Annotated in this window: 18 protein-coding genes and 1 tRNA gene; 12 read left to right on the top strand and 7 right to left on the bottom strand. The window is 61.1% G+C overall.

Annotated elements, in window-relative coordinates; all coding sequences use genetic code 11:
• A tRNA-Leu gene (locus ACNFH5_RS30185) sits at positions 1-87 on the bottom strand.
• 205 nt (positions 88-292) lie between these two features.
• On the opposite strand from ACNFH5_RS30185, the gene rnr reads away from it, so the two are divergent.
• The 8 genes from rnr to alr all read left to right on the top strand — a co-directional run bounded on the left by rnr (position 293) and on the right by alr (position 8765).
• Positions 293-3022, top strand: a complete 2730-nt coding sequence (gene rnr / locus ACNFH5_RS30180; RefSeq protein ID WP_416752551.1) for a ribonuclease R — start codon at positions 293-295, stop codon at positions 3020-3022.
• Positions 3019-3771 carry a 23S rRNA (guanosine(2251)-2'-O)-methyltransferase RlmB gene (gene rlmB / locus ACNFH5_RS30175; RefSeq protein WP_416752549.1) on the top strand — a complete coding sequence of 251 codons (753 nt, stop codon included), beginning with the start codon at positions 3019-3021 and terminating at the stop codon, positions 3769-3771. The genes rnr and rlmB overlap by 4 nt, the downstream gene beginning before the upstream one ends.
• A gap of 265 nt (positions 3772-4036) precedes the next feature.
• On the top strand, positions 4037-4453 hold the full coding sequence (gene rpsF / locus ACNFH5_RS30170; RefSeq protein WP_054906367.1) for a 30S ribosomal protein S6: 417 nt from the start codon (positions 4037-4039) through the stop codon (positions 4451-4453).
• 29 nt (positions 4454-4482) lie between these two features.
• Positions 4483-4713, top strand: coding sequence for a 30S ribosomal protein S18 (gene rpsR / locus ACNFH5_RS30165; protein ID WP_003095634.1), 231 nt, complete (start codon positions 4483-4485; stop codon positions 4711-4713).
• A 34-nt stretch (positions 4714-4747) separates the two neighbouring features.
• Positions 4748-5617 (top strand): hypothetical protein, encoded by an 870-nt coding sequence (locus ACNFH5_RS30160; RefSeq protein ID WP_037012089.1) that lies wholly within the window; start codon positions 4748-4750, stop codon positions 5615-5617.
• Between the two features lie 21 nt (positions 5618-5638).
• On the top strand, positions 5639-6085 hold the full coding sequence (gene rplI / locus ACNFH5_RS30155; protein WP_015479134.1) for a 50S ribosomal protein L9: 447 nt from the start codon (positions 5639-5641) through the stop codon (positions 6083-6085).
• A gap of 140 nt (positions 6086-6225) precedes the next feature.
• The gene (gene dnaB, locus ACNFH5_RS30150; RefSeq protein WP_138524151.1) at positions 6226-7620 is read left to right on the top strand and encodes a replicative DNA helicase; all 1395 of its coding nucleotides are present in this window, start codon (positions 6226-6228) and stop codon (positions 7618-7620) included.
• A gap of 68 nt (positions 7621-7688) precedes the next feature.
• Positions 7689-8765, top strand: coding sequence for an alanine racemase (gene alr / locus ACNFH5_RS30145; RefSeq protein WP_416752544.1), 1077 nt, complete (start codon positions 7689-7691; stop codon positions 8763-8765).
• On the opposite strand, the gene ACNFH5_RS30140 is transcribed toward alr, so the two are convergent.
• Positions 8766-10643 (bottom strand): diguanylate cyclase domain-containing protein, encoded by a 1878-nt coding sequence (locus ACNFH5_RS30140; protein WP_416752542.1) that lies wholly within the window; start codon positions 10641-10643, stop codon positions 8766-8768.
• 209 nt (positions 10644-10852) lie between these two features.
• Between ACNFH5_RS30140 and ACNFH5_RS30135 the strand changes: the two genes are divergently transcribed.
• Positions 10853-13102, top strand: a complete 2250-nt coding sequence (locus ACNFH5_RS30135) for a YgiQ family radical SAM protein (RefSeq protein WP_416752555.1) — start codon at positions 10853-10855, stop codon at positions 13100-13102.
• 35 nt (positions 13103-13137) lie between these two features.
• Here the strand turns inward: ACNFH5_RS30135 and ACNFH5_RS30130 are convergent, their stop codons facing one another.
• A complete protein-coding gene (locus ACNFH5_RS30130; protein WP_416752540.1) occupies positions 13138-13548 on the bottom strand; it encodes a bacteriohemerythrin in 411 nt (136 codons plus the stop codon).
• Positions 13549-13725: 177 nt separating this feature from the next.
• Here ACNFH5_RS30130 and ACNFH5_RS30125 point away from each other — a divergent pair, with 177 nt between their 5' ends.
• The 3 genes from ACNFH5_RS30125 to ACNFH5_RS30115 all read left to right on the top strand — a co-directional run bounded on the left by ACNFH5_RS30125 (position 13726) and on the right by ACNFH5_RS30115 (position 17056).
• Positions 13726-14973, top strand: coding sequence for a parallel beta-helix domain-containing protein (locus ACNFH5_RS30125; RefSeq protein ID WP_416752538.1), 1248 nt, complete (start codon positions 13726-13728; stop codon positions 14971-14973).
• Positions 14970-16094, top strand: coding sequence for an SO2930 family diheme c-type cytochrome (locus tag ACNFH5_RS30120; protein WP_416752536.1), 1125 nt, complete (start codon positions 14970-14972; stop codon positions 16092-16094). The genes ACNFH5_RS30125 and ACNFH5_RS30120 overlap by 4 nt, the downstream gene beginning before the upstream one ends.
• A gap of 110 nt (positions 16095-16204) precedes the next feature.
• Positions 16205-17056, top strand: coding sequence for a mechanosensitive ion channel family protein (locus ACNFH5_RS30115; RefSeq protein WP_416752534.1), 852 nt, complete (start codon positions 16205-16207; stop codon positions 17054-17056).
• 293 nt (positions 17057-17349) lie between these two features.
• On the opposite strand, the gene ACNFH5_RS30110 is transcribed toward ACNFH5_RS30115, so the two are convergent.
• The 4 genes from ACNFH5_RS30110 to ACNFH5_RS30095 all read right to left on the bottom strand — a co-directional run bounded on the left by ACNFH5_RS30110 (position 17350) and on the right by ACNFH5_RS30095 (position 20522).
• Positions 17350-17880: a hypothetical protein gene (locus tag ACNFH5_RS30110; RefSeq protein WP_416752533.1), complete on the bottom strand. Its 531-nt coding sequence runs from the start codon at positions 17878-17880 to the stop codon at positions 17350-17352.
• A 230-nt stretch (positions 17881-18110) separates the two neighbouring features.
• Positions 18111-18833, bottom strand: coding sequence for a hypothetical protein (locus ACNFH5_RS30105; protein WP_416752531.1), 723 nt, complete (start codon positions 18831-18833; stop codon positions 18111-18113).
• 19 nt (positions 18834-18852) lie between these two features.
• On the bottom strand, positions 18853-20157 hold the full coding sequence (locus ACNFH5_RS30100) for a hypothetical protein (protein ID WP_416752529.1): 1305 nt from the start codon (positions 20155-20157) through the stop codon (positions 18853-18855).
• The gene (locus ACNFH5_RS30095) at positions 20154-20522 is read right to left on the bottom strand and encodes a hypothetical protein (protein WP_416752527.1); all 369 of its coding nucleotides are present in this window, start codon (positions 20520-20522) and stop codon (positions 20154-20156) included. Before ACNFH5_RS30095 ends, ACNFH5_RS30100 begins: the two co-directional genes overlap by 4 nt.
• Positions 20523-20545: the final 23 nt, after the last annotated feature.

The following is a 20545-nucleotide window of genomic DNA, read 5'->3' as shown; positions in this document are numbered from 1 at the left end:
TGGTGCCCAGGAGAAGACTCGAACTTCCACGGTGTTGCCACCGCTAGGACCTGAACCTAGTGCGTCTACCAATTCCGCCACCTGGGCACTGGAGTCGATGATTACTCATCGTTTCCGTGTTACAACGTCTGTCTGACGCTGTGGGCGCGAACTATACGGAGAGCGTTTTCGCTTGTAAACCCCTGATGCGATAAAAAATTTATTCTTGCCCAAAGCTGACCGACGAGCGGATTTCGCGCTTCAATAAGCACATGGCGATCCATACCCCTATATATAAGGTGACCGCACTTTAATGGCCGATTGGCAAAACCTCGATCCCGAGGCCGCCCGCGAGGCGGAAAAATACGACAACCCCATCCCCAGCCGTGAACTCATCCTGGCGCACCTCGCCGAGCGCGGCGCCCCCGCGACGCGGGCCCAGTTGCTGGAAGAGCTCGGCCTCTTCGGCGAAGAGCCGGAAGAAGCGCTGCGTCGCCGACTGCGCGCCATGGAGCGCGACGGCCAACTTATCTATACCCGCCGTGGCGCCTACGCGCCGGTGGACAAGCTCGACCTGATCCTCGGCCGCATTGCCGGCCACCGCGACGGCTTCGGCTTCCTCATCCCCGATGATGGCAGCGACGACCTATTCCTCAGCCCGACGCAGATGCGCCTGGTGTTTGACGGCGACCGCGCCCTGGCGCGCGTGTCCGGCTTCGATCGCCGTGGTCGCCGTGAAGGCGCTGTAGTGGAAGTGGTCGAGCGCGCACACGAGACCATCGTCGGCCGTTACTTCGACGAGAGCGGCATCGGCACGGTCGTGGCCGACAACCCGAAGATCCAGCAGGAAGTGCTGATCCCACCGGGCAAGGCCGGCAAGGCCAAGCACAACCAGTTTGTCCAGGTGCGCATCGATGTCTGGCCGAGCGTGCATCGCCAGGCCCAGGGCGAGGTGGTGGAAGTGCTCGGCGACTACATGGCGCCAGGCATGGAAATCGAAGTCGCCTTGCGCAGCTATGACATCCCTCACACCTGGCCCGAGGCGGTGGAGAAAGAAGCGGCCAAGCTCAAGCCCGAAGTGCTGGAGAAGGACAAGGAAAAACGCGTTGACCTGCGCGCCCTGCCTTTCGTCACCATCGACGGCGAGGACGCCCGGGACTTCGACGACGCGGTCTACGCAGAGAAGCGCAAGGGCGGCGGCTGGAAGCTGTTCGTCGCCATCGCCGACGTCTCTCATTATGTGAAGGTCGGTTCGGCCCTGGATGAAGAGGCGGCCAAGCGCGGTAACTCGGTGTACTTCCCCGAGCGGGTGATCCCGATGCTGCCGGAGATTCTCTCCAACGGCCTGTGCTCCCTGAATCCGCTGGTCGATCGCCTTGCCATGGTCTGCGAGATGAATCTCTCCAAGGCCGGCAAGATGACCGACTACCAGTTCTATGAGGCGGTCATCCATTCCCATGCGCGCCTGACCTACACCAAGGTCAGCCAGTATCTGGAAACCCCGGACAGCCCCGAAGGCCAGCGCCTGAAGGAGCAACTGCCGGCGGTGGTGCCGCACCTCAACACGCTTTATGACCTGTACAAGGTCCTCGTCGGTGCTCGCCACGTGCGCGGGGCGATCGATTTCGAGACCCAGGAAACCCGCATCGTCTTTGGCGCGGATCGGAAAATCTCGGAGATCCGCCCGACCCAGCGCAACGACGCGCACAAGCTGATCGAAGAGTGCATGTTGGCGGCCAACGTGGCCACCGCCAAGTTCCTCGAGAAGCACGCCATTCCGGCGCTGTACCGCGTCCACGACGGCCCGCCGCAGGAGAAGCTGAACAACCTGCGCCAGTTCCTCGGCGAGCTGGGGCTGACGCTGTACCGCGGCAAGGGCGATCCGACCCCGGCGGACTACCAGAAGCTGCTGGAGTCCATCCAGGGCCGCCCGGACCTGCAACTGATCCAGACCGTGATGTTGCGCTCGCTGAGCCAGGCGGTGTACAGCCCGGAGAATGCCGGCCACTTCGGCCTGAACTACGAGGCCTACACCCACTTCACCTCGCCGATCCGCCGCTACCCCGACCTGCTGACCCATCGTGCCATCCGTGGCCTGATCCGCTCCAAGGCGGCCTCCGAGCATGTGCAGCGCGTCGGCGCCGCCAGCATGCCCAAGGCGCGCATCTATCCGTACGACGAGGCGCGTCTTGCCCAGTTGGGTGAGCAGTGCTCGATGACCGAGCGCCGCGCCGACGAGGCAACCCGCGACGTCACCAACTGGCTGAAGTGCGAGTTCATGCGTGAGCGCGTGGGCGAGACCTTCCCCGGCGTGATCACCGCGGTGACCGGCTTCGGCATCTTCGTCGAGCTGAGCGACATCTATGTCGAGGGCCTGGTGCACGTCACCGCGCTGCCTGGCGACTACTACCACTTCGACGCCGTGCACCATCGCCTGAGTGGCGAGCGCACCGGCCGCAGCTTCCGCCTTGGCGATACCGTCGAGGTGGTGGTGGCGCGTGTCGATCTGGACGAGCGCAAGATCGACTTCGAGCTCTCCGACAATGTGCTCAGCGCGCCCATCGGCCGCAAGAAGCGTGGTGAGAAGGCCGAGCCGGTCGCCAAAGGCAAGGCGGCCAAGGGCAAGGCGCCCAAGGGCGCGGTTGCGAAGGACAAGCCAGCCAGGGCGCCGCGTGCCGTCGCGGACGACCCCTACCTCGCTCCGGATGTCGCTGTGCAGCCGCGCAAGCGCAAGGTTGGCGTGGTCCAGGCGTTGCCGTCGGTGGCGCCGGAGATGCTCGCCAAGGCCGAGGAAATGCTCGGCAATACCGATGTGCGCAAGAGCCGCGAAGTGAAGAAGGCGCTGCTCGAAGAGGCCAAGGTTGGCGGCAACAAGCCGGCAGCCGGCAAAGGCAAGTCCGCGCCTGCTGCGGGCAAACCGCGCAATCCGTCGAAACAGAAAGCCCGGTCCGCCAAGCCGTCCAAGCACCGCAAGGGCTCTGCCGCACCCAAGGCGGGTGCCACTGGCGGCGCACCGGCAAGCAAGCGTAAGGCGAAGAAATGAGTCAGTGGGAAAAGGTCTACGGGGTCCATGCCGTAGAAGCGTTGCTGCGCCATCACCCGAAACGGGTCAAGCAGCTGTGGCTGGCCGAAGGCCGCCAGGATCCGCGCGTCCAGGCGCTGGTTGATCTGGCCGGCCAGGCGCGCGTGCCGGTGGGCACGCGTGACCGCAAGGAACTTGATGAGTGGGCCGAGGGCGTGCACCAGGGCGTCGTCGCCGAGGTCAGCCCGAGCCAGGTGTGGGGTGAGAACATGCTGGAGGAGTTGCTGGAGCGCTCCACCGGCCCGGCGTTGCTGCTGGTGCTGGACGGCGTGACGGACCCACACAACCTCGGCGCATGCCTGCGTACTGCCGATGCGGCGGGGGCGCTGGCGGTCATCGTGCCGAAGGACAAGTCCGCCACCCTCAACGCGACTGTGCGCAAGGTCGCGTGCGGCGCCGCCGAAGTGATTCCGCTGGTGGCCGTGACCAACCTCGCGCGCACTCTGGAGAAGCTCCAGCAGCGCGGCCTGTGGATCGTCGGCACTGCCGGCGAGGCGACCCAGATGCTCTACGAACTCGACCTCACCGGGTCGACCGTGCTGGTGATGGGCGCCGAGGGCAAGGGCATGCGACGTCTGACCCGCGATCACTGCGACTACCTGGCCAAGTTGCCGATGCAGGGCAGCGTCAGCAGCCTGAACGTCTCGGTGGCAACCGGCGTCTGCCTGTTCGAGATCGTCCGCCAGCGCCAGCTCAAGGCTGGCGCCTAAGTTTTTTGTAGGAGCGAGCTTGCTCGCGAACGGGCTCCAGCTCTGCGCTGACTCGTTTCGCGAGCAAGCTCGCTCCTACAAGTACCTGCTGCGTCAGCTGTACAAATAATCGTCAATTGCCTTGCGCCGCTTTCCCCCCTTCTCTAGAATGTCGGCCCTTGTCGTCCGGGCAGGCGTTTGCGCGTCCTTCCGAGCGGCAAGGAAAAAATCATTCACTCCTTGTCTGACCGCTTAGTCGGCAGGCTGCAATCCGTAAGGAGCATTTATGCGTCATTACGAAATCGTGTTCCTGGTTCACCCGGACCAGAGCGAACAAGTCGGTGGCATGGTCGAGCGTTACACCAAGGCCATCGAAGAAGACGGCGGCAAAGTTCACCGTCTGGAAGACTGGGGCCGTCGTCAGCTGGCTTACGCCATCAACAACGTGCACAAGGCTCACTACGTTCTGATGAACGTCGAGTGCACCGCCAAGGCCCTGGCAGAGCTGGAAGACAACTTCCGCTACAACGACGCCGTGATCCGTAACATGGTCATCCGTCGCGACGAAGCCGTTACCGGCCAGTCCGAAATGCTGAAGGCCGAAGAGAGCCGCAACGAGCGCCGTGAGCGCCGTGAGCGTCCCGAATCGAACGAGGGCGAGTCCGCTGACGGCGAAGATAGCCGCGACAGCGCTGACGAGTAATCCCGGACCAGTATTGAGGAGCCACACACATGGCACGTTTCTTCCGTCGTCGTAAGTTCTGCCGTTTCACCGCTGAAGGCGTGAAAGAGATCGATTACAAAGATCTGAACACCCTGAAGGCCTACGTTTCCGAAACCGGCAAGATCGTTCCGAGCCGTATCACCGGCACCAAAGCCAAGTACCAGCGTCAGCTGGCGACTGCTATCAAGCGCGCCCGTTACCTGGCCCTGCTTCCCTACACCGACAGCCACGGCCGTTGATCGGGCAGTCGACTGGAATTGATGGATAGATCGCATGCGCGCATTGGCTGAATTTGTCATGCGAGGCCGCATGCAGGCGACCCTGGTGGTCGTCGCAGCCGCGGTACTGCAGCCGTTGTTCTGGCTCGGTGCCGCAGCAGGCAGTCTGGTGCTGTTGCGCCGTGGCGCCGGCGATGCCTTTGGCATCCTGGTGTGGGCGCTGCTTCCGGCACTGGCCTGGTGGTACCTGGGTGACCCCAGCGTGAGTCTGGTTCTGGTGGGTAGTGCCGTGCTGGCGCAGGTTCTGCGCAGCAAGGTGTCCTGGAACCAGGTGATGCTGGCGAGCGTTGTGCTCGGTGCGGTGTTCGTGCTGCTGCTCAGCACGGTGTCGGCCGGGTTGGTCGCGGGTCTTGCCGATGCATTCGGCAAGGCACTGCCGCAGGTTCTGGCCGAAGCCAAGCTTTCGCCGGAACAGATGGCCGCCCTGCAGGCGGAGATGGTTCCGACCATCACCGGCCTGATGGCAGCCTCGCTGCAGACGATCAGCCTGTTGTGCCTGATGCTGGCGCGTTATTGGCAAGCAGTACTGTTCAACCCGGAAGGGTTTGGCCGCGAGTTCCGCGCACTGCGCCTGTCGCCGGGCACGGCTGTAGCGCTGCTGGTCGGCGTTGTGGCACTGCCTTTCGCAGGGCCCGCGGCCACCATGCTGGCGCCGCTGTGCATGATCCCGCTGCTGTTCGCCGGGATCGCACTGGGGCACGGCCTGGCCGCGCTGAAGAAGCTTCCGGGCTTCTGGCTGGCACCGCTGTACCTGCTGGTATTCGTACTGGGCAATGTGATCTGTCTTGTCGCCGTAGTCGACAGTCTGTTTGATTTTCGCGGTCGTCTGGCGAAACGCCAGAAAGCTGCGAACGGTGAAGGTTAAAAGTTAAGAGGTAAGACTCAAATGGAAGTCATCCTGCTGGAAAAGATCGCCAAACTGGGCAACCTGGGCGACAAGCTGAACGTAAAGGGCGGTTACGCTCGTAACTACCTGCTGCCGCAGGGCAAAGCCACCGCTGCCACCGCTGCCAACGTCGCTGCTTTCGAAGAGCGCCGTGCAGAGCTGGAAAAAGCCGCTGCTGAGAAAAAAGCCGCTGCTGAAGCTCGTGCTGCCCAACTGGCCGAACTGATCGTGACCATCGGCGCCCACGCTGGCGACGAAGGCAAGCTGTTCGGTTCGATCGGCACCCGCGACATCGCCGACGCCGTTTCGGCTGCCGGCTACCCGCTGGAAAAGAGCGAAGTTCGCCTGCCCGACGGCGCCCTGCGCGCTGTAGGCGAATACAACATCGAAGTGCAACTGCACATGGATGTTGATGCAACCCTGCACGTGGTTGTAGTCGCCGAGTAAGCGATCCGTCGCTAGGACGTTTCGCACATCTTGCATGGGCGAATCAGTCCGCTAACATCGGGCACGGTACTGAATCTCGGTACCGTGCCCTTTGTTTTTTCCGCCTTTGAATTTCTACGAAGAGCCCGCACGAAGCGCCCATGAACGACATCACCGTCCCCGAGCAATACGACCTGCAGACCGCTTCCCTCAAGGTGCCGCCGCACTCGATCGAAGCCGAACAGGCAGTGCTGGGCGGTCTGATGCTCGACAACAACGCATGGGAGCGCGTCTCCGACGCCGTGTCCGATGGCGACTTCTACCGCCATGACCATCGCCTGATCTTCCGCGCCGTCTACAAGCTCGCCGAAGCCAACCAGCCGATCGACGTGGTCACCCTTTCCGAGCAGCTCGAGCGTGAAGGCCAGCTATCCCAGGTCGGCGGTCTGGCCTACCTTGCCGAGCTGGCGAAGAACACGCCCTCGGTGGCGAACATCAAGGCGTATGCGGGCATCATCCGCGAGCGCGCCACGTTGCGGCAGTTGATCGGCATCAGCAGTGACATCGCCGACAGCGCTTTCAACCCCGAAGGGCGCAGCGCCAACGAAGTGCTCGACGAAGCCGAGCGCAAGATTTTCGAGATCGCCGAAGCGCGCCCCAAGACCGGCGGCCCGGTGGGCATCGGCGACATCCTGGTCAAGACCATCGACCGCATCGACCACCTGTTCAACACCTCGGACGCGCTGACCGGTATCACCACCGGCTTCACCGACCTCGACGAGAAGACCAGTGGCCTGCAGCCGTCCGACCTGATCATCGTTGCCGGCCGTCCGTCGATGGGCAAGACCACCTTCGCCATGAACCTGGTGGAGAACGCCTTGATGCGCAGCGACAAGGCGATCCTGGTGTACTCCCTGGAGATGCCCTCCGACTCCATCGTGATGCGTATGCTGGCCTCGCTTGGTCGCATCGACCAGACCAAGGTACGTACCGGCAAGCTGGATGACGAGGATTGGCCGCGCCTGACCTCGGCGGTGAACCTGCTCAGTGACCGCAAGCTGTTCATCGACGACACCGCCGGCATCTCGCCCTCGGAAATGCGCGCGCGGACCCGCCGCCTGGCGCGGGAGCACGGTGAGATCGGCATGATCATGGTCGACTACCTGCAGCTGATGCAGATTCCCGGTTCCGCCGGCGATAACCGGACCAACGAGATTTCCGAGATTTCCCGCTCGCTCAAGGCGCTGGCGAAGGAATTCAACTGCCCGGTGGTGGCGCTCTCTCAGCTCAACCGCTCGCTGGAACAGCGCCCCAACAAGCGCCCGGTGAACTCCGACCTGCGCGAATCCGGAGCGATCGAGCAGGACGCCGACGTGATCATGTTCGTCTACCGCGACGAGGTGTATCACCCGGAGACCGAGTTCAAGGGTGTCGCCGAGATCATCCTCGGCAAGCAGCGTAACGGCCCCATCGGCACGGTGCGCGTGGCCTTCCTTGGCCGCTACAGCCGCTTCGAGAATCTCGCGCCCGGCATGTACAACTTCGAAGACGAGTAACGATGCCGCATTCCGCGTGACCGACGGGCGCCTTAAGATAGGCGCCCGTTTTCATTGCAGAGGCCGCCATGCGCCCGCTCGTCGCCCACGTCGATCTAGCCGCCATTCGCCACAACTACGCCGTCGCCAAGCGCTGCGCGCCCGGCCGTGAGGCCTTTGCGGTGGTCAAGGCGAACGCCTACGGGCATGGCGCGCGTGAAGTGGTGAGCTGCCTGCATGATGACGCTGACGGCTTTGCGGTGGCCTGCCTGGAAGAAGCCGCCGAGGTGCGCGCCTTGCACGCCGACACCCGCATCCTGTTGCTGGAAGGTTGCTTCGAGCCGGCGGAATACCTGATCGCCGCCCAACTGCGCCTGGACGTGGCAGTGCAGGGCCCCGAGCAGGCCCAGGCACTGCTCGCCGCGCAACTGCCCAGTGCGCTCAATGTGTGGATGAAGCTGGACACCGGCATGCACCGCCTGGGCTTCTCGCCCGAGGCACTGCGTGACTGGCATCCGCGCCTGCGCCAGGCGCCGCAGGTGGCCGAGCTGAACCTGATGAGCCACTTTGCCAATGCCGACCTGCGCGGCGACGAGCTGACCGAAGATCAGGTGGCGTGCTTCCTCAGTGTGCTGGATCTGGATTTCGACCAGCGTTCGCTGGCCAACTCCGCCGCCGTGCTGACCATTCCCGCCGCGCACATGGACTGGATTCGTCCCGGCATCATGCTCTATGGCGCCACGCCCTTCGCCGACATCGGCGCGACTGAACTGGGCCTGCGCCCGGCCATGAGCCTCGAGGCGCAGCTGATCGCCGTGCGCGAGGTGGCGGTCGGTGAGAGCGTTGGTTACGGCGCGAGCTGGGTGGCCGAGCGGCCGTCGCGCATCGGCACCGTGAGCTGCGGGTATGCCGATGGTTATCCGCGCCACGCGCCGAGCGGCACGCCGGTGCTGGTGGATGGGCAGCGCACGATGCTGGCCGGGCGCGTGTCCATGGACATGCTGGCGGTGGACCTGACTGATCTGCCCAACGCCGCTGTAGGCGACCGTGTCGAGTTGTGGGGCGCCAACCTGCCGGTGGACGAGGTGGCGGCCCATGCCGGGACCATCGGCTACGAGCTGCTGACCAAGGTCACCGCCCGCGTGCCGCGCCGCTACCGCAGCTGATCAGGCACGGTCCTCGCTTTCCAGCCATTCGTTTTCCTGCCAGAGCTCGCTGGTCTCGCCAGCAGGCTCGCTGGCCATGGCATAGGCCGCCCGGCCGTTGCCCTTCACCTCGTAGAGCGCCTGGTCGGCGGCCTTGTAGAGCTTGCTGAACTGCATGGCATGGCTGGGATAGATGGCCACGCCGATGCTCGGCGTGACGCGCAGTTCCAGGCTGTCGAACTTCACCGGGCGTGACAGCTCGTTGAGGATGCGGCAGGCGATTTCCTTGGCGTGCCCCTCGGCATCCGGGCCCGAGATCAGCGCGGCGAATTCATCGCCGCCCAGGCGCGCCACGCAGTCGCTGCCGCGCACGCACTGGCGCAGGCGGTTGCCGACGTTCTGCAGCATGAAGTCCCCGGCGTCATGGCCGTGGCTGTCGTTGATCGGCTTGAAGTGGTCCAGGTCGATCAGCATCAGGGCCAGCGTCTCGCCATTCTGCTGCGCCCTGGTCAGGGCGTGCTCGGCGTGTTCCACCAGATAGCGACGGTTCGGCAGGCCGGTCAGCGGGTCGTAGTGTGCGGCGTGCTGCAACTGTACTTCGCGTTCGCGCAGCAACTGGTTGCTCTGGGTGAGTTCGGCGGTGCGCTCGGCCACGGCGGTGGCGAGGTCCTGCTGGGCGCTCTGCATCAGCGTCAGGCGCGCGCTTTTCTCGCGGTCGGCCTGTTCCAATGCCTGGGCGCGTTCGCGCTTGAGGCCCTGGATGCGTGAGGTGAGGGCGAAGGAGAACAGCACCGATTCCATGGCCACGGCGATGGGGAAGATGTAGGAGGTCAGCGGCGAGGGTTGTACGACACCCGCGGCGCGCAACACCGAGATGCTCACGCTGGTCAGCACCAGGCCGAAGCCAAGCAGGTAGAGGAAGGCCGGGAAGGAACCCTGGCGCCAGCGCACCAGGGCGCCGCCGAGGGCTGCCGGCACGCCGATCAGGGTAATCGCCACCAGCATCCAGCCGGCTACGCCACGCAGGTGCAGGGCGCCGAGGACGATGGTCAGCACATACAGCGCGCAGTTCAGGTTCAGCAGCCAGTGCGACCAGCGCACATGGCGACGGGTTTGCAGCAGGGTGATGGTGAAGCGGTGCACGCACAGGCCCCAGAGTGAGGGCAGGGTAATGCGGTCCAGCCACCAGGGTACCGGGTGGTTCGGCCAGAAGTACTCGAAACCGTGGCCAGTCATGCCCAGGCTGAACAGCAGCGCGCTGGCGGTGGTCAGCACGTACCAGAAGTACGCCCGGTCGCGGAGGGTCAGCAGGATGAACAGGTTGTACAGCAGCAGCGCGGCGATCAGGCCGTAGATGAAACCGAGGAACAGGCTGGTATCGGCGCGATGGTCCTGCAGGTCGTTCAGCGACCAGATGCGCAACGGGAAGGAGTTGCCAGCCGGATCGTAGACGCGGGCATAGAGGCGTACCGGGCCGGTGCCTTCGGGCAGGTGGAAGACCGGGCGGCGATAGTCGCGATCTCGCCCTTCGGCGAAGGGCACGGCCTCGCCGGACAGCACCTGGCGGTAATTCCCCTGGGCGTCCGGCAGATAAAGGCGCAGGTCCTTCAGGTTGACCGCATCTACCTCCAGCCACCAGCCACCCACCGGCGAGGTGCGGCGGTCGAGGTCCAGGCGCAGCCACCAGCCGTCGGGGCTCTGGCCGACACTGGTGCGGCCGTTGGCCGGTACGAAGTCGCGGCTGGCCTGCACGGCCTCCAGCGTCATGGGGCTGCCGTGTTCCTGCAGCAATTCGAGGTGATCATTGAGCCAGGCGCCGCTGGCCTTGTCGTCCAGTTCGAAGGCGAGCGCCGTATGGCAGAACAGCAGGGTAAGCAACAGCACGAAGGCACGACGCACGACAGGCACTCCCTGGCCTGGTCGGGATGGCCAGGCGTACTGCGGATAGTGGCTGAAGTATAGCCAGATGATGGCATTGGCAATCTACCGTGCGCCGGTTAAATGCCCCCCTAAATCTGAGTTCGATGGTCGGATTTGTACACTTTTTGTGCTATATTCCGCGCCCGCGTTTTTCCGCGATACCTACTTAGAGATACCCGGTGCCCGTGATGCAAGCCGCCAAGCCGTTGTTCGACTATCCCAAGTTCTGGGCCGAGTGTTTCGGCCCGGCGCCGTTCCTGCCCATGAGCAAGGAAGAGATGGATCAGCTGGGTTGGGATTCCTGCGACATCATCATCGTCACCGGGGATGCCTACGTTGACCATCCGTCGTTTGGCATGGCCATCATCGGTCGTCTGCTGGAGGCCCAGGGCTTCCGCGTGGGCATCATTGCCCAGCCGGACTGGCGCTCGAAGGACGACTTCATGAAGCTCGGCCAGCCGAATCTGTTCTTCGGCGTGGCGGCGGGCAACATGGACTCGATGATCAACCGCTACACCGCCGACAAGAAGATCCGCAGCGACGATGCCTACACGCCGGGCGGCCTGGCCGGCAAGCGCCCGGATCGCGCCAGCCTGGTCTACAGCCAGCGCTGCAAGGAAGCCTACAGTGACACGCCGGTAGTTCTTGGCGGCATCGAGGCTTCGCTGCGCCGCATCGCCCACTACGACTACTGGCAGGACAAGGTGCGCCGCTCCATCCTGATGGACGCCACCGCCGACATCCTGCTGTACGGCAACGCCGAGCGTGCCGTGGTGGAGATCGCCCAACGCCTGGCGGCCGGCGAGCAGGTCGAGCAGATCACCGACGTGCGCGGCACCGCCTTCGTGCGCCGCGACACCCCTGAAGGCTGGTTCGAGGTGGACTCCACCCGCATCGATCGTCCGGGCAAGGTCGACAAGATCATCAACCCGTACGTGAACACCCAGGACACCGCCGCCTGCGCCATCGAGCAGGAGAAGGGCGAGCAGGAAGACCCGAACGAAGCCAAGGTCGTGCAACTGCTGGCCCACCCGCGACTGGAGCGCGAGCGCACGGTGATCCGCCTGCCGTCGTTCGAGAAGGTGCGCAGCGACGCGGTGCTCTATGCCCACGCCAACCGCGTACTGCACCTTGAGACCAACCCGGGCAACGCCCGCGCCCTGGTGCAGAAGCATGGTGAGGTGGACGTGTGGTTCAACCCGCCGCCCATCCCGATGAGCACCGAGGAAATGGACTACGTGTTCGGCATGCCCTATGCGCGCGTGCCGCACCCGCTCTATGGCAAGGAGAAGATCCCGGCCTACGAGATGATCCGTTTCTCGGTGAACATCATGCGTGGCTGCTTCGGTGGCTGCACCTTCTGCTCGATCACTGAGCACGAGGGGCGGATCATCCAGAACCGCTCCCACGAGTCGATCCTCGCCGAAATCGAGGAGATGAAGAAGGTGCCGGGCTTCACCGGCGTCGTCTCCGACCTCGGCGGCCCGACCGCCAACATGTACCGCATCGCCTGCAAGGACCCGGAGATCGAGCGTCACTGCCGCAAGCCGTCCTGCGTGTGGCCGGGCATCTGTGAGAACCTCAACACCGACCACTCCTCGCTCATCGAGTTGTACCGCAAGGCCCGCGCCCTGCCGGGCGTGAAGAAGATCCTGATCGCTTCCGGACTGCGCTACGACCTGGCCGTGGAGTCGCCCGAGTATGTGAAGGAACTGGTGACGCACCACGTCGGTGGCTACCTGAAGATTGCCCCGGAGCACACCGAGGAAGGCCCGCTGTCGAAGATGATGAAGCCGGGCATCGGCACCTACGACGCCTTCAAGCGCATGTTCGAGAAGTTCTCCAAGGAGGCGGGCAAGGAGCAGTACCTGATCCCGTACTTCATCGCGGCGCATCCGGGCACCACCGACGAGGACATGATGAACCTCGCCCTGTGGCTCAAGCGCAACGGCTTCCGCGCGGACCAGGTGCAGGCGTTCTATCCCTCGCCCATGGCCAGCGCGACCGCCATGTACCACTCGGGCAAGAACCCGCTGCGCAAGGTCACCTACAAGAGCGACGGCGTGACTATCGTCAAGAGCGACCAGCAGCGCCGCCTGCACAAGGCCTTCCTGCGTTACCACGACCCGAAGGGCTGGCCGATGCTGCGCGAAGCGCTGGAGCGCATGGGCCGCGCCGACCTGATCGGCAACGGCAAGCACCACCTGATCCCGACCTACCAGCCGCAGACCGACGAGTACCAGAGCGCGCGCCGCAAGAACTCCACTCCGGCCGGCAGCAAGAAGACCGGCAAGCCGCTGCTGACCCAGCATACCGGCCTGCCGCCGCGGGCCAGCAACGGCTCCAAGCCGTGGAACAAGGCCGAGGAAGGCAAGGCCAGCGGCTACGCCAAGGGCAAGAAGCGGACCACCAAGCGGCAGCCGAACATCCCGCGCTGATCCGTCCGCCTGTGCTGTAAAAAAGGGCGTGCCCGCTAAGCGGTCACGCCCTTTTGCTTGAAGAAGCTCACGTAGGCCTTGTCCACCTTCAGGATGTGGTGGATCAGCCAGGCCTTGAGCAGCTCCAGCGCCTCGACTGAAACAACCTCGCCATCCTCGTGGCGGTACAGCAGGTCGATGATCTGCCGATTGAAGCGGTCATGCTCGGCCCGGTGTGCCTCCTCCTCGGGATAGCCCAGGCGCTGGAACAGCACTTCCTCGACGATGAAGTGATTCATCGTGTATTCCACCAACTGCTCCAGCAGCTCACCGATGGGCTGGCCCTCGCCATCCGGGCCGTTGAGGCTGTCGTACAGCGCGTTGGTGAGGTCGACCAGCCAGCGGTGCTGTTCATCGATCCGCTCGATTCCGATCACGAACTCGTCGTTCCAGGGCATGAAGCTCATCCGTGCACTCCTTGGATTGGAAGCGCCGATCATCCCGATCCGTGGCGGGGAAACAGTGACGTCAATCAATCAAAGTGCGATGCGTCTGAAGGGCTGGCGTGGCGCGGGATGTAGGAGTATTCTCGGGCTTAATTGGTACGATAGTTCCATATGATAAAAACAAGACCGGAGCCCGCCATGCGTCTCGCTACCCTCTCCCTTCTCGCATTCTCCATTGCCCTGGCCGCCTGCGGCGAAGGCGACAAGCCCACCGCCGCCGTCAGCAGCGATTTCCAGAAGGACCTGCAGGCCCGCCTGATCAAGGCCAAGGCCGGTGATGTCATCGACATTCCCGCCGGTACCTACCACCTGGACCGCAGCCTCAGCCTGAAGGTGGACGGCGTGACCATCCGCGGCGCCGGAATGGACAAGACCATCCTCAACTTCAAGAACCAGAAGGCCGGTGCCGAAGGGCTGTTCGTCGACGCCTCCGACTTCACCCTGGAGAACCTCGCCATCGAGGACACCAAGGGCGACGGCCTGAAAGTCATCGGCGGCAAGAACATCGTCATCCGCAACATCCGCACCGAGTGGACCAACGGCGCCTCCACCGAAAACGGCGGCTACGGCATCTATCCGGTGCAGACCGAGAACACCCTGCTCGAAGGCAACGTCGCCATCGGCGCCTCGGACTCGGGCATCTACGTGGGCCAGTCGCGCAACGTGGTGGTGCGCAACAACCGCGCCGAGCGCAATGTCGCCGGCATCGAGATCGAGAACACCATCGGCGCCGATGTCTACAACAACGTCGCCACCGACAATACCGGCGGCATCCTCGTCTTCAACATGCCCAACCTGCCGCAGCCAGGGCGCGGCACCCGTGTCTTCGACAACGACGTGCAGGGCAACAACCACGAGAACTTCGGCCACAAGGGCACCCCGGTGGCCAGCGTGCCGGCGGGCTCGGGCGTGGTGGTGAACTCCAACGACGACGTCGAGATCTTCAACAACCGAATCGGCAACCACAAGACCGCCAACGTCATCGTCAGCAGCTACTTCAGCACCGGCTATTCGGACAAGGCCACGCAGCCGAACTTCGACCCCTACCCCGAAGGCATCTTCATCCACGACAACACCTTTGGGCCCGGCGGCGACAGCCCCGACCACCTGGAGCTGAAAGCGCTGAAGATCGCCAAGTTCGGCCTCAACGGACGACTGCCGGACATCCTCTGGGACGGCTACTTCAACCAGAAGAAACTGGTCGACGGCAAGCTGCCCGAAGCCCTGGCCATCTGTATCGACAACGGCAACGCCGGCATCGTCAACGTCGACGGCCCCAACGGCTACAAGAACATCAGCACCGACATCAGCTCGCACCAGTGCAAGCTCAAGCCGTTGCCCAAGATCGAACAGGCCGGGCTGGGTGAGAAGGGCAACAAGGCATGATGAAACCTGCTTCGTTCCTGTTGTCGCTCGCCCTGGCCACGTTGGTGGCCGGGTGCGGGCAGGAGAGCAAGCCGCGTTACCAGCCAGAAGGCGACGACTACCCGGAAAAGCTCAGTGGCTGGGGCATGCTGCACCTGGCGGGCGGGCACCTGACGCCGGCTGCCGAGGTACTGCCCTATGACCTGAATACCTCGCTGTTCACCGACTACGCGCACAAGCTGCGCACCGTGTGGATGCCCGAAGGGCAGTCCGCGCAGTACGCCGAGGACCGCTTCGACTATCCCGTCGGCACCGTGCTGACCAAGACTTTCTATTACCCGAAGGACGCCCAGGGCAACCTGCTGCGGAACAACCAGGACGACCGCGACCCCAAGGCCGGGCTCGACATGGCCAAGGTGCACCTGGTGGAGACCCGCGTGCTGGTGCGGCAGAAGGACGGGTGGGCGGCGCTGCCCTACGTGTGGAATGCCGACCAGAGCGAAGCGACCCTGGAGGTCGCCGGCGACAGTCCCGCGCTGGAGCTGACCGCCGAGGACGGCACGAAGACCGCCTTCACCTACATGGTCCCGGACGCCAACCAGTGCTCCGAATGCCACGCCGAGCAGAAGGGCGGCGGCATCGCGCCGCTGGGGCCCAAGGCGCGGCACCTGAACAAGGACTTTGCCTACGCCGAGGGTAGCGACAACCAGTTGCAGCACTGGCAGGCGCGCGGCTTCCTCAAGGGCTTGCCGGCGCTGGCGCAGGTGCCGCAGAACGCCCTGTGGGGCCATCCGCGCCCCGGTGAAGACCTGGAGAAACAGGCGCGCAGCTACCTCGACGTCAACTGTTCGCACTGCCACAACCCCAAGGGCGCGGCGCGCACTTCAGGTTTGCACCTTGATCCGCACACCCCGGTCTCCATTGCCTATGGCCTCTGCAAACCGCCGGTGGCAGCAGGCGGCGGTACCGGTGGGCGGCTTGAGGACATCCACCCCGGCAGCCCGGAAAAATCCGTACTGAGCTACCGCGTCGGCAGCGACAAACCGGGCGACATGATGCCCGAACTGGGCCGCACGCTGGTGCACCGCGAAGGGTTGGAAATGCTCAACCACTGGATCGCCTCGCTACCCGGCGACTGCTAGTGGAATGATGCCCGGAGCCCGCCAGGGCTCTGGGCTGAGCACTGCGACGAGCAAACGGCTGGGGCCGTGCTAGCGTTCATCTGGTCCCTTTCTCTCGCAGGTGCGCTTCCATGGACGATACGAACATCATCAATGTGGGTACGGAGAAGATCAACGCACTGTGGGCGACGGTTTCGCAGTACGCGCTCGCTTTCGGTGTAAAGATTCTCGTCGCCATTCTCTTCTGGGTGCTCGGCCGCTGGTTGATCAGCTTCGCGGTCGGACTGGTGGAAAAGGCCCTGGCTCGACAGAGTGTCGACCCGACGGTCCTGCGTTATGTGGGCTCCTTCATCACCGTCACCCTGAACATCCTCCTGGTCGTCGGCATCCTCGGCTATTTCGGCGTGCAGACCACCAGCCTCGCCGCGCTGATCGCTGCCATCGGCCTGGCCATCGGCATGGCCTGGTCCGGCTTGCTGGCGAACCTCGCGGCGGGCGGTTTCATCATCGTGCTGCGGCCGTTCAAGGTCGGTGATTTCGTCACCGCTGGCGGCGTGACCGGCACCGTGAAGGAGATCGGCCTGTTCGCCACCGCCATCAACACCCCGGACAACGTCCTGACCCTGGTGGGCAACAACAAGATCTTCAGCGACACCATCCAGAACTACACCCACAACCCGTACCGCCGCGTGGAGCTCAAGGCGCAGCTCTCCGGTGCCGCTGACTATGCGGCGGCTGTCGCCGTGCTCAAGCAACGCGTCGCGGCCATCCCCAACGTGCTGAGCGACCCGCCGGTGGATGTGGAGATCCTCGAGTTCAACCTCGTCGGCCCGGTGCTCGCCGTACGGCCGTATTGCCACAATGACAACTACTGGCAGGTCTACTTCGACACCAACCGCACCATCAAGGAAGCCCTGGGCACCGACTTCCCGGCGCCGATGCCGGCGCAGACGGTGATCGTCCAGCAGTCGGCGAACGGCTGACGGCTCCCGCTCCTGCAAAGGCCGCCGCGAGGCGGCCTTTTCTTTTCCTGGCGAGAGTTTGTTTTGCTTTCTGCTCAGGGAGCGATGGGCGTGCAGCATAATCTTTTGATATTTTGGTTATTCCCTTGTTGGCTCGGCTTCACTCATTAGTGTTCGAGTGCGGCGAATCAGGGCTTCGCAAATAGGTAGTTCATATTTGCAAAGGTCCGCTTCAAGTTTCCTTGCTCGGAGTGCCTTCTCATTTTCTGTGATAAAGATGGCGACAATTGTGAAGATGAAGAATGAGGCAAAACCTAACGGGTAGCCCCAGGCTCCGAAGGTGGCGAAAAGTAAAATCCATGATATTGATCCAAGTCCATAGGAAAGCCATGCATAGTTAAGAGGAATCTCAATGTTGGCAAGGGCCCGGGGCTGTTGATAAATTTTATGCTGCCGTCGTCTTCTGGGCTAATATAGTTTGCCATGTTTTTTAGTCCGTTATGTGGTAGGAGCCCGTGTTGGCACAGATGTCCGAGGGCAATAACGGTTCTCCAGGGTACTTTTATATTTGTTGCAACGTGGAAAGATTCAGTCTCGATCAATTGCTGGAGGTAGTCGTAAAGGGCGGAGGACTGACCAATACTTTCTTGAAGCGCTTTCCTTGATAAAACTCGTCTGCGTGAGACCTTTCCCCAACCGTCGATGAATCCAGGAATCTTTCCAAAGAGCCAGGAAAACCCCAGGGGTATTAGTAATGCTAAAAGTATCCACTGTCCTGCTGTGGAGTCTTTTGATTCGTTTGCATTTGGAATTAATATCGCCAGGAGTTGGAATGCCTTGTCCATGTGTATATCCTTTTTTGATCTGTTTTTTTTGATGTTTTACTTTTAGTGCGAGTGATGTTTTTTCGTTCAATGGTGAGTGCTTTTTTATTGCTTCCATTCGAGATGAAGGGAATATAAGGCTGTCGATTTTTAATGGGGGAAAGGGGTGGGTTTATTTTTGGGTGCGCTAACCCTGAGTCCATACATGGTTTGGGGTGGGAAAAATAAATTTGTCCCATTTTCTAAATATTTTAATTCTCGCAGTATAGCCTGCACCCCTCTCCTGGGCTTGGGAATGGTGATTTAGGCTCGTCGAAGTACTGTATTGCCCAGTAGAAATATGGATCTTTTATTCCTTCGAATCCTGGGTAGGTGAAATATTTGGCTCTTCCTCCTCTTAAGCTAACTGCATTGTCACAGTCACCGTCCAGCCAAAATCTATCCATGTTTAATTCTCTTTCTTTTTTGGCGGGTCGGGCAGGGCAATAGCCGCCATTAGTTCCCTTAATTAGACCGTTTGGATAAGTGGAGCTCCAAGCGTTTTCACTTTCATTGCGATCGCTGCTTATGATGTTGAATACCGTCGCTCCAATCCACAACGGGCTACCGTTTATCAGGACCTGCCTCAGGTATTTCGATGTCTTTCCTGTTGCGTCTTTTTCTATCTGGTAGTCCCCGTCGTAAAGCACGTTGCCATCTTCGTCAAATTCATAAAGCTCATCAGACGCGCCAATGTATAAGGCTCTGACGGGCCAGGATTTTTGGGCTGTGAATGTGACATTCAGTGGGTCGCCTTTGGATAGGGACTTGAAGATGTTTTGTGTTGCTATGGTTTTTTTGGGCGGGATCGGATATTGGTACCAAATTCCCATTTCTTCGCTATAGAACCCCTCGTTGGTCTCAGCTTGATTTTCGGCTAGTGAAACTTGCCATATGCAGATTAGAATGAGTGATGTGAGATGTTTGAGCTTCATTTTGATGCGTTTCTATAGTTTATGGTGCGCTCATATGTAGATGGTGTTTATGTACTTCATCGGTTTTTATGAAAATTGTGCTTCCTAAAAGGCCTACTTGGTTGTAGGTGAGCTGCCAGGGCCCTCCCAGCCATCCAAGGTCTCCGGCCATTTTATGTTCTGCAAGATACGTATGAACCGCTAAGGAGAAGTCCCGCTTTCTGATGCTGCTGACAGAAGTTGCTGGAGGGTTTCCGATAGGATTCGAGTCCGGATCAGTGTTGCGATGGAAATGTATGGTTACTTCGACTTCTCCTCCCGTTTGAGTGGTTACACGCGTTCGTAAGTGAGTGATATCTAATGATGCGGCATAGCGATGCAGAGATGATCCAAAATGTGGTCGCCAGGCCCCGGTCGAGCGTGCATAGTGGATGTTTAGTTCCTCCATCAACTCTAATAATAGTTCCAGCGTTCTAGGGTAGGTGCGTCGTAAGGTTTCTCCGGCAGTCATCATCATTGATGGCTGACCATTGTTTGGTAAGAATGATCTGGTGCTGCGCCCTCCGTTAGTTGATTGCGGGTCAAATATTATGGTTCTTGTGCCATTCTCTATCGAGGCTGTTAGCGCGTGTTGTGGGGATTCCGGGAGTTGCTCTTGGTAAATCTCTTCCAATATTTCTCTAAATGCGCTATTAGATATTAATTGATGATGAGCGCCATAGGCTCGGCTAGCGTCCGACCACAACTGGCGAGTTATTATGTAATCGCCCAGATTCAGGGCGGAATTCTGCTGAGTGTGTATCTGCGTCAGGTTTTGCTGCGATCCCGCTGGAGGATATTCTAATACGTTCCTGTTTAGGTCGTTTGGATGTTGTTGGATTATTGTGTGGTTTTCAGCAGAAGCGTCGGTGGTCACCGACACAGCAAGCCAAGGCTGCACGGCGTGCTCACTATCTATTGCTGTACTGAGAGCGTGAAATGGAATTTCGTATGGATCGCCAATTTCATCGTTAAATGACGGCTCTTTTATATAGGCGCGGTATCTGCCTGGTCCGTTTATTTTGAGAGTCAGCAAGGTCGCAGGCGGTGTGTGAGTTACCGATTGGCCAGTAGTGCCCGTAGAAATTATAATCCAAGCACCTTCTTGGTCATCTGACTCTTTGACCCACACATAAGGGATTGCGCTTGCTGCGCGTTGAGTGATAGTCCCATTTTCCTCGTGTTGGTTCATCGATACATATATCTTTATCCAATGCGTGGTCGGAATTACATACGTATTTACCTGTGGTTCGATTGGTTGTTGGGATGAGTCTATGGCTTGTGGTTGGTTGGTGATTTCGTTCATTTGATACCTTCGGAGCTGTCGCGGGACATAAGGAAAGGAAAGGCGATTGAGTTGGCCTCAACATTGATCTGCTTTTGCTTTCCATCCTCCAGCTTGAACTCACCAATTCGTTTCCAGCTGCCATCATCTCGGCAGATATCCAGAGCAATGGGTTGGCCTATCTGGTCTTCGGGGACTAGCCATATCATCTTGTAGGAATGGTGCGTGGCCGCTTCTTTGCTCAACAGCCCTATTGAAAAACCTTCCTCGTCGGATTTACCTCGGATGATCTTTCCGGAACGCAGAGTGAATCGATATCCCAAGCCAGCGATTGGGGTGCCGATCGAACTGAAATGGATATGCGCACTGCATGGATGAATATGCATCTGTTCCTTTCTCCTTGATTCGG

Origin of the sequence: Pseudomonas sp. NY15435 (assembly GCF_048068295.1) — a bacterium.
Lineage (GTDB): Bacteria > Pseudomonadota > Gammaproteobacteria > Pseudomonadales > Pseudomonadaceae > Pseudomonas.
Note: the sequence above shows the minus strand (reverse complement) of the source record. Positions and strands in the feature narration are given on the sequence as shown.